This window comes from Streptomyces pseudogriseolus, from assembly GCA_002154585.1.
GTDB lineage: Bacteria > Actinomycetota > Actinomycetes > Streptomycetales > Streptomycetaceae > Streptomyces > Streptomyces pseudogriseolus.
In genome coordinates this window covers 15,417-15,808 of sequence record MUNG01000059.1, presented here as the reverse complement: position 1 = coordinate 15,808, position 392 = coordinate 15,417, and the positions used below count along the sequence as shown (strand labels likewise).

Annotated in this window: 1 pseudogene; it reads left to right on the top strand. The window is 70.9% G+C overall.

What is annotated here, in order from left to right:
- A pseudogene (locus CCN29_RS34795) lies at positions 1-128 on the top strand (nucleoside hydrolase); the annotation flags it as partial.
- Positions 129-392: the final 264 nt, after the last annotated feature.

The following is a 392-nucleotide window of genomic DNA, read 5'->3' as shown; positions in this document are numbered from 1 at the left end:
CCCGCATCGGCGAGTCGGAGCTGCACGAGGGCACCCGCGAGCAGCCTCTCGTGGACGTCGGCCTGGACGTGGACGTGGAGCGCTACGTGAAGCTCTACCTCACGACGGTCGAACGTTTCACACCCTGATCGGACGCCGGTTCGACCCGGGTGCGCCGGGCGGACGTGCGGTCCGCCACACCCGGGGGGAATGGCACCCCGTTACCGGTGCGTTCGCTTTTACGGTGTTCTGGTCAGTTTCTCCGCCGGTACCCGCACACCCAGAGGAGACCCCGCGTGACCGACCGCCCCACCGCACCCGACCTCCGGCCGCCGCACCCCGCCCCCGACGCCACGCCCGACCTCTCCTCCCGTGACCCCGACTGGTGGCGGCAGGCCGTCGTCTACCAGATC